At 36.9% G+C, this 14771-nt stretch carries 12 protein-coding genes; 3 read left to right on the forward strand and 9 right to left on the reverse strand.

Going from position 1 to position 14771, the window contains the following annotated elements:
• Genes MS2017_RS01690 through MS2017_RS01700 form a run of 3 tightly spaced genes read right to left on the reverse strand, consistent with a single transcriptional unit; the run spans position 1 to position 3220 of the window.
• Complete coding sequence (locus MS2017_RS01690) at positions 1-2205, reverse strand: thioredoxin domain-containing protein (RefSeq protein WP_122951053.1); 2205 nt, start codon at positions 2203-2205, stop codon at positions 1-3.
• Positions 2202-2690, reverse strand: coding sequence for a hypothetical protein (locus MS2017_RS01695; protein WP_122951054.1), 489 nt, complete (start codon positions 2688-2690; stop codon positions 2202-2204). Before MS2017_RS01695 ends, MS2017_RS01690 begins: the two co-directional genes overlap by 4 nt.
• On the reverse strand, positions 2687-3220 hold the full coding sequence (locus tag MS2017_RS01700) for an RNA polymerase sigma factor (protein WP_164707564.1): 534 nt from the start codon (positions 3218-3220) through the stop codon (positions 2687-2689). Before MS2017_RS01700 ends, MS2017_RS01695 begins: the two co-directional genes overlap by 4 nt.
• A gap of 495 nt (positions 3221-3715) precedes the next feature.
• Between MS2017_RS01700 and MS2017_RS01705 the strand changes: the two genes are divergently transcribed.
• On the forward strand, positions 3716-4156 hold the full coding sequence (locus MS2017_RS01705) for a rhodanese-like domain-containing protein (protein WP_122951056.1): 441 nt from the start codon (positions 3716-3718) through the stop codon (positions 4154-4156).
• A 250-nt stretch (positions 4157-4406) separates the two neighbouring features.
• Here the strand turns inward: MS2017_RS01705 and MS2017_RS01710 are convergent, their stop codons facing one another.
• Complete coding sequence (locus MS2017_RS01710) at positions 4407-8105, reverse strand: beta strand repeat-containing protein (protein ID WP_122951057.1); 3699 nt, start codon at positions 8103-8105, stop codon at positions 4407-4409.
• Between the two features lie 183 nt (positions 8106-8288).
• Here MS2017_RS01710 and MS2017_RS11600 point away from each other — a divergent pair, with 183 nt between their 5' ends.
• On the forward strand, positions 8289-8468 hold the full coding sequence (locus MS2017_RS11600; RefSeq protein ID WP_206423660.1) for a hypothetical protein: 180 nt from the start codon (positions 8289-8291) through the stop codon (positions 8466-8468).
• Between the two features lie 22 nt (positions 8469-8490).
• Here the strand turns inward: MS2017_RS11600 and MS2017_RS01715 are convergent, their stop codons facing one another.
• The 5 genes from MS2017_RS01715 to guaA form a co-directional block, all read right to left on the reverse strand.
• The gene (locus MS2017_RS01715) at positions 8491-9195 is read right to left on the reverse strand and encodes a hypothetical protein (protein ID WP_164707565.1); all 705 of its coding nucleotides are present in this window, start codon (positions 9193-9195) and stop codon (positions 8491-8493) included.
• A 581-nt stretch (positions 9196-9776) separates the two neighbouring features.
• Positions 9777-10574 (reverse strand): hypothetical protein, encoded by a 798-nt coding sequence (locus MS2017_RS01720; RefSeq protein WP_071563238.1) that lies wholly within the window; start codon positions 10572-10574, stop codon positions 9777-9779.
• A gap of 328 nt (positions 10575-10902) precedes the next feature.
• A complete protein-coding gene (locus tag MS2017_RS01725; RefSeq protein WP_122951059.1) occupies positions 10903-11679 on the reverse strand; it encodes a hypothetical protein in 777 nt (258 codons plus the stop codon).
• 398 nt (positions 11680-12077) lie between these two features.
• Positions 12078-12551 carry a tRNA adenosine(34) deaminase TadA gene (gene tadA / locus MS2017_RS01730; protein ID WP_071563236.1) on the reverse strand — a complete coding sequence of 158 codons (474 nt, stop codon included), beginning with the start codon at positions 12549-12551 and terminating at the stop codon, positions 12078-12080.
• Positions 12551-14125: a glutamine-hydrolyzing GMP synthase gene (gene guaA / locus MS2017_RS01735; RefSeq protein ID WP_122951060.1), complete on the reverse strand. Its 1575-nt coding sequence runs from the start codon at positions 14123-14125 to the stop codon at positions 12551-12553. Before guaA ends, tadA begins: the two co-directional genes overlap by 1 nt.
• A 304-nt stretch (positions 14126-14429) precedes the next feature.
• Between guaA and clpS the strand changes: the two genes are divergently transcribed.
• Positions 14430-14726 carry an ATP-dependent Clp protease adapter ClpS gene (gene clpS / locus MS2017_RS01740; RefSeq protein WP_071563234.1) on the forward strand — a complete coding sequence of 99 codons (297 nt, stop codon included), beginning with the start codon at positions 14430-14432 and terminating at the stop codon, positions 14724-14726.
• The last annotated feature ends 45 nt before the right edge of the window (positions 14727-14771 follow it).

Raw genomic sequence — 14771 nt, forward strand, 5'->3', positions numbered from 1 at the left:
TTAGTTTAAGAGTAATGTAATCTGCTGCGGTGGCAGGCACACTTTATCGCTACACGCTTGTAAAGTCAATTCAGCAAGGGTAAATCTTTTGTCTTTTAGTGAGAAATTGAGTGTAATTTCCTCATCATATACGGCTAATTTATCTTGACTAAAGCCCAAATTGATGTGTTTTGCTGGCGGATAGTTAATCGTTTTTATGTTATCACTAATAAGCTGGGTGGCAATTAAACTTTTTTGTAAAACCTTGTTGGCGTTAATGTGCCAGCCTTTTTGAATGTTAAGAATGATTTGATTATGGTTGGATTGAATTTTAATTCTGCCATCATACGCATAGACGGTATTTGCCAAAATCCCTTGTTGTTTGTTGCTATAATTTTTGACAATACTGGCATAAGCACTGGGTTTTTTATGAATTTTTGTGCTGAAACTTAAGAGTAATTGTTGAGCGAGTTGCTGATATTTTTTATCTTGAGTGCGAGCAGATAATTTATTAAGTGCGCCATAAGCAACGCCATTGGCATTAAAAATAGCGCCATCGTAAATTTCTTTGTTATTATTAAGGCGTTTGTTGTTGCTGATTTTGAAGCCAAAATTTTTCTTATCCCAAAAATTGTGAATGGCCTCATCAGTTAATTTTTGCGCTGTTATTAGATATTTCTGATGACCAGTTGCATCATACAAATCAATTAATCCATCGACAAAATAAGCGTAATCTTCAAAAATTGCTTGTTGTGAAGTTTGACCCTCAATTTGTACGCGCTGTAAAGATTGCTGATAAAAATTATCCAGTAAAAAATCAGCCAAATTTTGTGCCACTTTTAAATATTTACTGTCAATTTTGCTAGCAACGACAAATGCTTTTAATAATAATGCATTCCATGAAAGCAAAATTTTGTTATCCAACAGAGGCTTTTCACGGCTCTGTCGTACTTGGTAAAGCTTTGCCAATAGGGCGTCAATTTTTATAAAATCAGGTGCTTGAATGTTGTTAATATTTTTAAAGTGAATGACAAAATGCCGCTCAAATTCAGTGGTGCTTGACAACTCAAAATAGCGTTGAAATTCGACAAAATCAGCGCCTAAAACTGCCTTTAATTCTTGAATATCCCAAATAAAAAACAACCCCTCTTCGCCATCACTATCCGCATCAGTAGCACTATAAAATCCACCATTTTGCATCTCACGAATGACATAATCTAGCGTTTGTTTGGCAATGCGCCGATAAAGGGGCTTGCGAGTCAGTTGGTAGGCTTTGCTGTAAACCAAAGCCAATTGCGCCTGATTGTAGAGCATTTTTTCAAAATGTGGAAATAACCAAGCGTTGTCAGTGGCATACCGATGAAACCCGCCACCAACCACATCATAAATCCCACCACTTGCCATGCTGTCAAGCGTTGTCGTAATAACACTTAATTTATCATCGCTGGGGCGGCGCATTTGCTCATCAATCAACATAAGTAATTGTGCCTCGTGAGGGAATTTGGGCGCATCGCCAAAACCGCCGTCAAATTCATCAAAAGTTTGGCGTAAATTTTGCACTGCTAATGATTGTAAATTTTGCGGTAATTTTGTGGTTGATGCTGTTTTTTCAAGTAGGGCAACTTTAACGCTGGCAACTGTTTTTGTAATGAGATTTTGCTTATATTGCCAAATATTTTGCAGATGCTTAAGATTGGTAATCAGTGTGTTTTTAGGAAAATAAGTACCCGCAAAAAAACCATCACCTGCTGGCGTTAGCACCACATTTAGTGGCCAGCCACCACTGCCTGTTAACAATTGAGCAATCCCCATAAAATGACTGTCCACATCAGGCAACACTTCCCTGTCCACCTTAATGGCAATAAAGTTTTTGTTCAGCACCTTGGCAACGGCTAAATCTTCAAAACTTTCCTCCTCCATCACATGGCACCAATGGCAAGTAGCATAACCAATAGACAAAAATATCAGTTTATTCTGTTGTTTTGCCAATTTAAAAGCCTCATCATTAAAGCCATACCAATTCACAGGATTGTGCGCATGTTGTAACAAATAAGGGGAATTGGCTAAAATCAAATGATTGGTAAATTTGGCCTTAGCATTTTCAAGGTGCCTAGTGCGTGGCTGATAATCTGCATTTTTTTGCTGATAAGCCGCTTGTAAATCTTGATTTGAATGCGCCATAAGTAGTGTGGGAAAAAGAAAAATGAGTGCTTTAAGGAATGTCATAACTGCTTTGTATATTCTATTGTTTTTGGCAATGAAATATCCGTTTCGCTTTCAATCGAAATTATTATCAAAGCTCCTTTGAAATTGGCGAGCATAATTTCATTTAAAATGATGTTTTTTACCCCGTCATCAGGCAATTCAGTAACTTTAAAAAATTGACCCTTCTTTTTAATCCACAATATACACACTTCATTTTTATCAACCACCATTGGATTGATCGCCTTGATAGACAACTGTTGGTTTTCTAAAGTTGCTTCCCAACCAGTGTCACTGGCATTTAGAATCGTGTTAGCGTTGGGCGCTAGTGAAGTGAAAATTATGATTGGAATGAACAAAAATAAGGCATACCAAAGTTTGAGTGTTTTTTTAATTCTACCCCTAAATCCCAACTCAAGATCGTTGGCAATATTACACCAAACCCGATCTTTTACTTTTTTATCCAAAGGGGCAATGGTATTTAACAGCACCAGTTCTTTATGATTCATAAGGCCTCCAAGCAGTTTTTTAGTTTGGGTAGGGCGCGTGCCACCCAGCTTTTAATGGTGTTTTCTGATTTATCAAAAATTTTGGCAGTTTGCGCATAGGTTTTGCCATGAAAATATTGCATAAAAACTGCATCTCGAACACGGTTATCCAGCGTTTTTAAACAATCAATAATGCGTTTTTTATTCTCAGCCTGTTCTAATTTTTCCAACAGTTGAATTTGTTCATCATCAATCACACTTAAATCAAAATCATCAGCAATCGGCAGTTGTTTTTTGCGATAAAAATCAATTGCATAGTTGCGTGCAATCGTTACCATCCAAGTGAGTGGTTGCGATTTTTCTGGGTCGTAGCGTTCAAAATTATGATAAATTTTCACAAATACCTCTTGCAAACAATCCTGAGCTAATTGCTCTTGTTTTAAGATACGAAAAATCACCCCATAAAGTTGCGTGGCAGATAATTGATAAATACAGTGAAAATTTTTATCATTGAGTGGTTGTATAAAATAATAATTAATATTTTCTTTCATAAAATCATTATACGATTCCTTTGCAAAATTGTTGCAACTAATTAGAGACCTTTGCATAAATATAAATAATCATCAAGAATCCACTTTTCACCCACTTGGTAATTTTTTAAACTCAGCTTTAGCCTTGATAGGACAAGGTTTAAGAAAATCACCAAGTGGGCAAATTTTGCTAATCATCCATATTTATGCAAAGGTCTCTATTAATTAAAAAGATTCGCACATCATCTTTTTCAATTAGAAGAGTAAGGGGATTTATTAGAGCGTGTTTATTTTAATACAAGTAACCTTGGGTGTTAAGAGAGGCAATGTTGGCAAATGCCTCCATCCAAAGGACGCTCATTTAAATTGGTTTTTTGGCAAACTGAGCCAAATAATTAACATAATCTTTGTATAATACAGAGGTCTTAAAGGGAAGAAGTATAAAAAAATATAGGCTCACTAAGCTGGTGTGCACTTTATACTTTGTTTTTAATGTGAAAATTGTAAGGAAAAACCATGAATAAATTAATTTTAATACTGTGTTTATTGTCGTTAGAGACATTGGCAGATTTTACAACACTTTCAACCAGCGAAGTGCAAGCGAAAATTAAGCAAGGTGTTGCTATTATTGATATTCGCCGACAAGATGAGTATGATAAATATGGCGTTATTCCGGGTGCACATAAATTGACATTTTTTGACAACAAGGGTAATTACAATACGCAGAAGTGGTTAAAAGATTTGTCTGGTATTGTTAAAAGCAAAAATACCCCATTTATTTTGGTTTGTGCGCATGCAAATCGGAGTAAGACTATTGGTAAGTTTTTAAACGCAAAAACTGGTTATAAAAATATTTTCGAGTTGGCTGGTGGCATTAATTATGGCTGGATTGACAAAGGATTAAGCACTACAAAAACCCCTACTAGTGGTACAAAACCTTGGTATAAGATTTGGTAAAAAAAATTGGTGGAAATGCATTGAACATAAAAATTGTGAGTTATGCAAAGACCTCTAATGGACAATAAAGACAAGCACCCAATATTTTAAATCCACTAATGCCATTTTCAAAAATAAAACATCTTATTCAATAGTACCGATTTAGAGCGTTAATCAATAATGACTGCTATACTTGGGTAATCTATATTATTTTTGAAATGGCTAAGACAAAATAACAAAGCGACAATCAAGGGTAATGAAAAGATGGTCGTTAAATTACCTCTAAATCTTGATCTATCCATAATTTTGCAGTAAGGGCGTTAGCGCTACTATAAGTATCATAGCCAGACTCTGTTTGTTGAGAATCCTTAGTAAAGATATTTCCTATATCAACTTTATCACCTGTATCACCAATAACTTTAAGAACATTGGTTTCACTGGAAATATCTAACAAGTCATTAAGATTAAGTTTTAAGGTGTTATTGCCTGAACCGGTTAAATCAATAATTTCAATATCTTGAATACGACCATTGTCTATTTGGGTAAGATCTAGACTTAGATCAACACCCGCTAATTTCAGCGTATCGGTATTACCACCCCCGTCAACACGAGCGAGTAAATGGTTGCTAAGTGCCTTGCTGGAGAGTTTAGCAAGGTTGTCATCATTAATAATAATGGTATCGTTACCTTTGCCTGCGTTAAAGACATCGGTGCCACCATTACCTATTAAAATATCATTACCCAAACCAGCGACAAACAACTCGTCAGCAGAGGTACCTGTTAATGTGTCATCTGTATTGATATTGACATCACCTTGAAAATTAATTGCATGAGCAACAATACCTTTGCCAGCACTAATATCAGTTAAATTAATGGCTTCTGTGTCAGTTTTGCCAAATATTACATAAGATTTACCTAGATTATCAGCACCAGCAATGTCTGCCCAAGGAGCGCCAACAATCAAATCATCCAAACCATCGCCATTGACATCACCTGCTGAGGAAACTGAGTTGCCACTCTTGTCTCCAGCATTCTCACCATTGATAACAAAGCCACCCGTACCAGATGCTATGTCTGATAAATTAACGGCAGTCATATTGGTCTTGCCAAATACCACATAAGATTTACCTGTAGAAGAGTCTGCGTAAGAAGAGCCAACAATCAAATCATCTAAGCCATCGCCATTGACATCACCTGCTAAGGAGACTGAGGAGCCATTCCTATCACTACTTTTCTCGCCATTAATAACAAAGCCACCCGTACCAGATGCTATGTCTGATAAATTAACGGCAGTCATGTTGACCTTGCCAAATACCACATAAGATCTACCTGACGAACCTTGTGCTTTATCAGCGCCAACAATCAAATCATCCAAACCATCGCCATTGACATCACCTGCTGAGGAAACTGAGGTGCCACTCTCATCCTTATCATTTTCACCATTAATAGCAAAGCCACCCGTGCCAGCTCTTATGGTTGATAAATTAACAATATTGCTGTCAATTTTGCCAAATATCACATAAGATCTACCTGACGAATTTTGTGTTCTATAAGCACCAACAATCAAATCATCCAAACCATCGCCATTGACATCACCTGCTGAAGAGACTGAAGCACCATTCAGAGCACTATTACCTTCACCTTCTGTTATATCGTTGTTGATAACAAAGCCACCTATGCCAGAGGCTATGTCTGATAAATCAATAGCAGTTGTGTCAGTCCTACCAAACACCACATAAGATTTACCTAAAAAAAAATTTGCTCCGTACGCACCAATAATCAAATCACCTAAGCCATCACCATTGACATCACCTGCTGAGGAGACTGAGATACCACTAGAATCAAGAGTCGCCTCACCATTGATAACAAAGCCACCCGTGCCAGAGGCTATCTTTGATAAATTAACAGCAGTTGTGTCAACCTTACCAAACACCACATAGGATTTACCTGCTCCTTCAACACCAGTAGAAAGATTTGCCCAACGGGAGCCAATAATCAAATCATCCAAGCCATCGTCATTAACATCACCTGCTGAGGAGATTGAAATACCACTTATAGACTCAGACTCCTCGCCATTGATAACAAAGCCACCCATGCCAGAGGTCACCTCTGATAAATTAACAGCAGTTGCGTTAGTTTTACCAAACACCACATAATTTTTGCTTACCCCGCTATCATCGTCATTATTAGAGCGGCTATCATAATAAGCGCCAACAATCAAATCATCCAAGCCATCGCCATTGATGTCGCCTGCTGAGACTGAGATTCCACTTCCACTTAGATTTTTAGAACTCTCACCATTAATAACAAAGCCTTGTGCTAGGAGAATTTTTACTGATACAGTAATGGATTTCTCTGTTTTGTTGCCTGCAAGATCGGTAGCAACAATAATAACTGTATCATTGTGTTTTGATGTTTGTATTGCTCGATAGGTTAGTATTCCAGTGTCGGCAACAATCGAAAATTTGCTGGCATTTGCACCTTTTATGCTATAAGTAATATTTTCGTCTGCATTGCCACCGTCAGTTGCTTGAGCGTTATAAATAGTAGTTGCAATAGGGGTATTGAGAGAAACATTAATTTTAGTTGCACCAATAAACGAAGGATCTGTAGTGTCCACAACAATAGAGAAAGTATTCTTAACAACGCCTGAGGAGTTACCTGCTACATCGGTTTGTCCAATTTGAATGTCATTAACACTATAGTTTTTTTCAGCTAGCGTAAAACTACTACCTGTGCCGTTAGTAAAATCAGCACCACCATTAATGGAATACTGCCAAATTGCATCTTTTTCCAAACCAGTAACCGTAATTGTGTCATTCTTGGTAATATGATCTTCATCTGATGAACCTGTATCTGTAAAGGAAAATATTGGTGTTGCTGGAGGGGCGGTGTCCACAATAATAGGTGAAGTATTCTTCAAGACGCTTGAGGTGTTACCCGCCATATCGGTTTGTTTGATCCAAATGGTATCTTTAGCATAAGTGTCTTCAGCTAGCGTAAAACTATCACCTATGCCGTTAATCCAGGCAGTGCCACCATCAGTGGAATACTGCCAAGTTGCATCTGTTTCTATATTGCCGATATTGACTTTGCCTTTGTTAGTAATCCAATCTGTTTTTACAAGCCCGGTGTCATCGTCAAGGGTCATTGTTAGATTGGCAATTGTAGTATCAACGGTAATAAGGGAGGCATTTTTCACAATGTCTAAAGTTGTGCCAGTTGCATCAATTTGCTTAATTTGAACAACATTAGCATCATAAGTGCCATCAGGCAGCGTAAAACTACTGTTTGTACCATTAGTAAAGGTAACACCATTATCAATGGAATACTGCCAAGTTGCACCTGCCTTTAAGCCATTGATAGTAATTGCGTCATTATTGGTAGTACCACCTGTATTTGCAAAGGTAAATGTTAGTGATTCTGGCGGTGTATCATCATCACTACTACTACCAGCAACCACTACAGCTGCAACCACAACTGCGGCTACAATTCCTATATTTGAAGTGACAACATCGAGGAAACTTTGATTACCATCTGTGCTTACCGCATTAGATTCTGTAGTACTAGATTCTGTAGTAACAATAGATTGCTCACCATAAAAATATACAATTTGCGAACCATCTTCTAAAGTGAAGAATGCGTCAGCAACAATATGGTAAAGTCCACCGTCTTCAGTGGGGAGGGAAACTAAGCAAGATAGATTAGTTGTGCAAACCTCAAAATAGTTGTCGAAGATAATAACACCTTCTTCTAGCGCTACTTCTAAATCATCGCCGATTTTTTTAGCAATTAAGTTTATTTTTGTAGCGTCAAAAACTTTAGCATTTAATTGATAAATTGTACCTGCTTGAACTTGAATGTGTTGTGTGCCTTTGGCAATAGTAACAACTTCTTCGTTAAGTTTATCGGCTAATTTTTGCGCTTTATTTTGTAATGTTGCAATTTGTTTTTGTGTTTTTACTTGCATGTTTTCTTCTCCTGGTTTTTATTTTTTTTATTCTTGCACGCTTAATTCAAATTAATTGAATTTTCTTTGAAGTGCAAGCAAAACTAATTAACTAATTTATGAGATTTTTGCATACTTATAAAAAAAAACCCCTAAAAGAAGTTGACATTATAACCTTTGTTTATTTCGAATAATATAAATCAGGTGCTTAAGATTTATATAAGAGACCTTTGCATAAATATAAATAATCATCAAGAATCCTCGTTTTACCCACTTGGTAATTTTTTAAACCCAGCCTTAGCCCTGCTAGGACAAGGTTTAAGAAAATTACCAAGTGGGCAAAAATTGAATTTTGCTAATCATATTTATACAAAGGTCTCTTAACATTATTAATTTATTAACTTTTCTATTGTCCTCCGCAGGCACCCTCAGGTTCAAAGTCAAAGTCAAAATCATGCTCATAATCAAAATCATGTCCAACATCAAACTCATAATCAGAATCAAATTCAGGGTCAAGATCAGGATCAAAGCCAGACTCAGATTTGGGTTCATTTTGCCAGCCTCGTCCACGATAATAATCGTCGTCTAGAGAATACAGCCGAACTTTTTCTACGCCGTTTTCTTTAAATTGTCGAAGTTCATAGTCTAGGAGTGCCGATCCCCCTCCTTTAGGGTAGGTTGTTTGACCAGTCGTTAACCCCTTGGGGTTTGCTATCAGTGTATCAATTTCAGGTCTCTCTACCTCCGCATTGGTGGTATAAGACACACCTTCTATATTGCCTTTGTAAGTAGTAACATGAATTTCTTTTGAAAGCGAACCTTTTAAAAGGTCTTTATTAACATTTTCCAACATACTTTTTGAAAGACGCGAGGCCAAGGCAGACCGATATTGAAACGGTCTGATTGTTTCTGACCATTCAAGCAGAGTAGGCTGGACTTCCGTTCTAAATAAGGCCATATCAGCTTCTGAGTCCAAACTATAGGTTTTAAATTGAAAATTATTTTCTGTGTCGAATACTTTTACTACATTACCTGTGTTCGGATCTTCTATAAAAGTGTAAGGGCGAAACTCATCAGCTGTATGTGAATAATCCTGAAGCGTAATAAACATATAGCGTTCAGCATAAAGCAAGCCGCTGTAAAATAGGGTCGCTAATAACCAGATTTTTAAAAAACCAACAACAATATTTTTAAATTTCATTTATGCACCTTTAGGCTTTTTTTAACACGATTTTAAGAATATAGAAAATTAAGCCACACTGAGTTAATGTAGCAAGCTCATTTAAATGAAGATATTATGAGACCTTTGCATAAATTATGAATAATCATCAAAAATCCTCGTTTCACCCACTTAGTAATTTTTTAAACCCAGCCTTAACCCTGCTAGGACAAGGTTTAAGAAAATCACCAAGTGGGTAAAAATTGAATTTTGCTAATCATCCATTTATGCAAAGGTTTCATTATAAAGGATGAGCATCTGGTTAGCGTCATTATTTAGTCCAACTTGGATAAGTCAAACCCCATTGATTTAATAAAAAATCGTCATTTACTTTAGCAAAAATTGCAGATTTTTTTGATATGCAACTTCTAAAATGTGCCAACTTAATGGTGTTGCAAGTCATGAATCTGTTTTTAAAAGCCGACTAATTTATCCATATTTATGCAAAGGTCTCTTATTATTTATTAACTTATTTAACTTCCCCCGCAGGCACCCTCACCTTCGCCTTCAAGTTTAAAATCAGAATCGGAATCAGAATCGGAATTATATTCAACATCAGAATCAGAATCAAAATAAGAGTCAAAATTAAAATTAAACTCAGGTTCAAAATCAGATTTGGGTTCAATTTGCCAGCCTCGTTCTTGATAATACTTGTCGTCTATAGAATAAAGTTGAACCCTCTCTGCACCTCCCTCTTTAAATTTTCGAAGCATATGGCTTAGGAGTGATGACCCTCCTCCTTTGGGTTTTACTGTTTGATTGACTCTTAATCCCTCGGGATTTGCTACTAATGAACCAATGTTAGGTTTTGTCACTCCTGCACTGTCTGCATAAGATATGGCCTCTATATTGCCTTTGTAAGTAGCAACATGGATTTCTTTTGAAAGCGAATTTTTTAGGTCTTGACCAACATTTTCCAACATATTTTTTGAAAAACGCGAGGACAGGGTGGAGCGATATTGTAATGGTTTGATTGCCTTTGCCCATTTAAGCAGAGTGGGCTTAACTTCGATTTCAAATAAGGACATATCGGCTTCTGAATTTAAACTATAAGTTTTAAATTGAAAATTATTTTCTGTGTCAAACACTTTTATTAAGTTACCTGTACTCAGATCTTTTTCAAAAGTATAAGGGAGAAACTCATCAGCTGTATGTGAATAATCTTGAAGAATAATAAACATATGGTTATAGGCATAAAGCGAGTTGCTGTAAAACAGGGCTACCAATAACCAAGTTTTTAAAAAACCAAAAACAATATTTTTAAATTTCATTTGCGCACCTTTAAATTTTCTTAAACCTTGTCCTAGCAGGGCTAAGGCTGGGTTTAAGAAAATTACCAATTGGACAAAAATTGAATTTTGCTAATCATCCATATTTATGCAAAGGTCTCTAAGAATATAGAAAATCGTGAATTTTCTAAGCCGTATTGAATGATACCATTTTCAACAATAAACTGAATAATCTGGCACTCATCCTTATCCCAAGTATTAACAGTAAAAATATCTATGCTAGCAATGAGTAGTATAGATATTTTTATCGTTAATACTTAGGTGATTACAAGCACTATACTATTTATTTTATTTTTGCAAATAGTATTATTTAGTTCCACCCACAGGCGCCTTCATTATTAAAATCAAAATCAGGATCGAAATCAGGATCAGGATCAGAATCAGAACTAGAACTAGAGTCAGGATTAAAATCAAAATTAACATCGAATTCGGGTTCAGTTTTCCAGCCTCGTGAAAGATAATACTCGTCTTCTACAGAATAAAGCCGAACTTTCTCCACATCTCCCGCTTTATATCTTTGGAGTTCATAGTTTAGGAGCGCTGATCCCCCTCCTTTAGGGTATGTTGTTTGACCAATCGTTAACCCTTTGGGGTTTGCTGTCAGTATAGTAATTTCAGGTCTCTCCGCCTCTACACTGCTTGCATAAGAAACGCTTTCTATATTGCCTTTGTAAGTAGCAATATGGATTTCTTTTGAAAGCGAACCTGTTGAAAGGTCTACTTCAACATCTACCAACATATCCTTTGAAAGACTTGAGGACATGCTGGATTGATATTGAAATGGTGTGACCTCTTCTGTCCATTCAAGCAGAGTAGGCTTAACTTCGATTTCAAATAAGGCCATATCGGCTTCTGAGTCTAAACTATAAGTTTTAAATTGAAAATTATTTTCTGTGTCGAACACTTTTATTAAGTTACCTGTATTCGGATCTTTTTCAAAAATGTAAGGGCGAAACTCGTCAGCTGTATGTGAATAATCTTGAAGGATAATAAACATTTGGCTACCAGCATAAAGCGAGCCACTGTAAAATAGGGCTATTAATAACCAAGTTTTCAAAAAACCAAAAACAATATTTTTAAATTTCATTTGTGAACCTTTAAACTTTTCTAACACGATTTTAAGAATATAGAAAATCGTGAATTTTCTAAGCCACACTGAGTGATATCATTTTTACAAATAAACCAAACAATCTAGCGCTAATACTTGGGTGATGATAAGCACTATATTATTCGAGACCCTTGCATAAATATGAATCGAAGGACAACTTTTATTTGGTTGTAAATTTACCCTTTATTCAACATCCATGCCTAGCAGGGTCTCGGTTTAATGTAGTGGACTCATTTAGGCAAAGACATTATAAGGGCAAATACTTGGTTGGCGTCATTATTTATTCAATCTGAATAAGTCAAAATCCATAAACGCATCCTAACTGTCCAAAATAATTTAAAAGGTTTTTAAAGGTCTCATTATATTTAATGGGCAAATCAATGTCTTCGTTGTCGGAAAAATTGTTGCAACAACTGCTTGCATTCATCAGCAAGCACACCCCCCTGAGTGTCAATAGAATGGTTAAAGCATTGACTGCTTACAAGGTCTTGGCAAGAGCCACAAACGCCTGTTTTTTCATCGTAAGCACCAAATACCACTTTAGACACACGCGCATGAATCATTGCCCCTAGGCACATGGCACAAGGCTCAAGAGTAACGAAAAGGGTGGTATTTGGTAGGCGATAATTACTTAATGTTGCACCTGCTTTGCGTAATAGTTGTATTTCTGCGTGGGCGGTTGGGTCGTTGTTGCCAATAGGTTGATTGTGTGCACTGGCAATTAATTGTTCTCCTTGTACCAAAATTGCACCCACTGGCACTTCTCCCAGTTTCTGAGCGAGTAGGGCTTGTTCAAAAGCGAGTGCCATCCATCTTTCATTGGCTGTTTTGAGCAAGTCTTGCTTGCTCATTATTCCCACTCGATAGTGGCAGGGGGCTTACCTGAAATATCGTAAACGACACGGGAGATGCGAGGGATTTCGTTCATAATACGGTTAGAAACGAAATCTAGGAAATCGTAGGGCAAGTGCGCCCAACGAGCGGTCATAAAATCAATGGTTTCAACCGCACGAAGTGCCACAACAAAATCATAACGGCGTTCGTCACCTGTTACACCAACTGATTTAACGGGTAAAAATACGGCAAAGGCTTGATTGACTTTATCGTATAACTCATAATTGTAGAGTTCTTGCATAAAAATAGCATCGGCTGCCCGTAGAATATCAGCATATTCTTCTTTAACTTGACCTAAAATTCGCACCCCCAATCCAGGACCTGGAAAAGGGTGGCGATAGAGCATATGTGCGGGGATGCCAAGTTTTACGCCGATTTCTCTTACTTCATCTTTAAACAATTCCTTTAATGGCTCGACCAATTCAAAGGACAAATCTTCGGGCAAACCGCCAACATTATGATGAGATTTAATGACTTTAGCTTTGCCCGAAGCAGCACCTGCTGATTCGATTACATCGGGGTAGATGGTGCCTTGTGCCAAGAATTTAATATCATCAAGGTTGCGTGCCTCTTCTTCAAAAACTTCAATAAAAGCATGGCCAATGATTTTGCGTTTTTTCTCAGGGTCGTTTTCATTGTCTAAAGCCTTGTAGAATTTCTGTTGAGCGTTAGCACGAATGACTTTCACACCCATATTCTGAGCAAAGGTTTGCATTACTTCATCCCCCTCATTAAGGCGTAACAAGCCATTATCAACAAACACACAAGTTAGTTGATCGCCAATCGCCTCGTGGAGTAGGACTGCCACCACAGATGAATCAACACCGCCTGAAAGCCCAAGTAAAACATTGTTACTACCGATTTGATTTTTTAAGTTTTGGATTGAATCTGAGATAATATTGTCAGTTGTCCAGTTTTTCTTACAGTGGCAAATGTCAGCAACAAATCGCTCTAATATAGGCAAGCCTTGCTTGGTGTGTGTTACTTCTGGATGAAATTGTAAGCCGTAATAATGTTTTTCCACATTGGCAAATCCAGCTATGTCACAGTTTTCTGTAGAGGCAATTAACTTAAATCCCCCTGGCAATTGCTTAACTTCAATGCCATGACTCATCCATACATCTAACAATCCACAACCTTCGGTATTGACCTCATCCACAATATCCTTTAATAGTGGCGAGTGATTTCGAGCCCGAACTTTGGCAAAGCCATATTCGTGCTTGCCCGCTGAAGTGGCTTGTCCGCCGAGCTGTATCGCCATAGTTTGCATACCGTAGCAGATGCCTAAAATAGGCACATTTAAATCGAATATGATTTGCGGCGCTCTAGCAGCATTATTCTGTGTTACAGTGTCAGGTCCACCTGAGAGGATAATGCCTTTTGGGTTAAATTTTTTGATAAAATCGTCATCAACATCAAATGGCAGTAATTCACAATAAATGCCAATTTCACGCACCCGTCGTGCAATAAGTTGTGTATATTGTGAGCCGAAATCAAGAATAAGGATTTTATCGCTGTGAATATTTGTCATAATAATGCCGTTTATAAATTTATTTCAAGAGAGGGTCATTTTAATGAAAATTTTAGACCGTTACCTTATTAAAATGACACCTTTGTATAAATATGAATAATCATCAAGAATCCACTTTTTACCCACTTGGTAATTTCTTAAACCCAGCCTTGGTTCTGCTAAGACAAGGTCTAAGAAATTACCAAGTGGGTAAAAATTGAATTTTGCTCATCATCCATATTTATGCAAAGGTCTCAATATGGATAATTAATAAAAATTTATATTTACAAAGGTCTCTAAAAAATAGAATAAACAAGGTACCCTAATGTCAAAAACACTCATTGAAACAACGAAGCCAAAACTTAAAAAACCTAAGCGCTTTCAAGTATTGTTACTTAACGACGACTATACCACCATGGATTTTGTCATTCAAGTCTTGCAACAATTTTTTGCCAAAACCGAACAAACTGCACATGCTATTATGCTTAAAATACATATTGATGGCGAAGGTGGGTGTGGTATTTATTCGTATGATGTTGCACAAACAAAAGTATCACAAGTCATTAACTTTTCTCGCAAAAATGAACAGCCATTAATGTGTGTTATTCGCGAAATAGAATAACATCATTTTCAAAGATAAGCCAAACAATCTAAGACTGGGTTTAAA

The sequence above is a fragment of the Bathymodiolus thermophilus thioautotrophic gill symbiont genome (assembly GCF_003711265.1).
Taxonomy (GTDB): domain Bacteria; phylum Pseudomonadota; class Gammaproteobacteria; order PS1; family Pseudothioglobaceae; genus Thiodubiliella.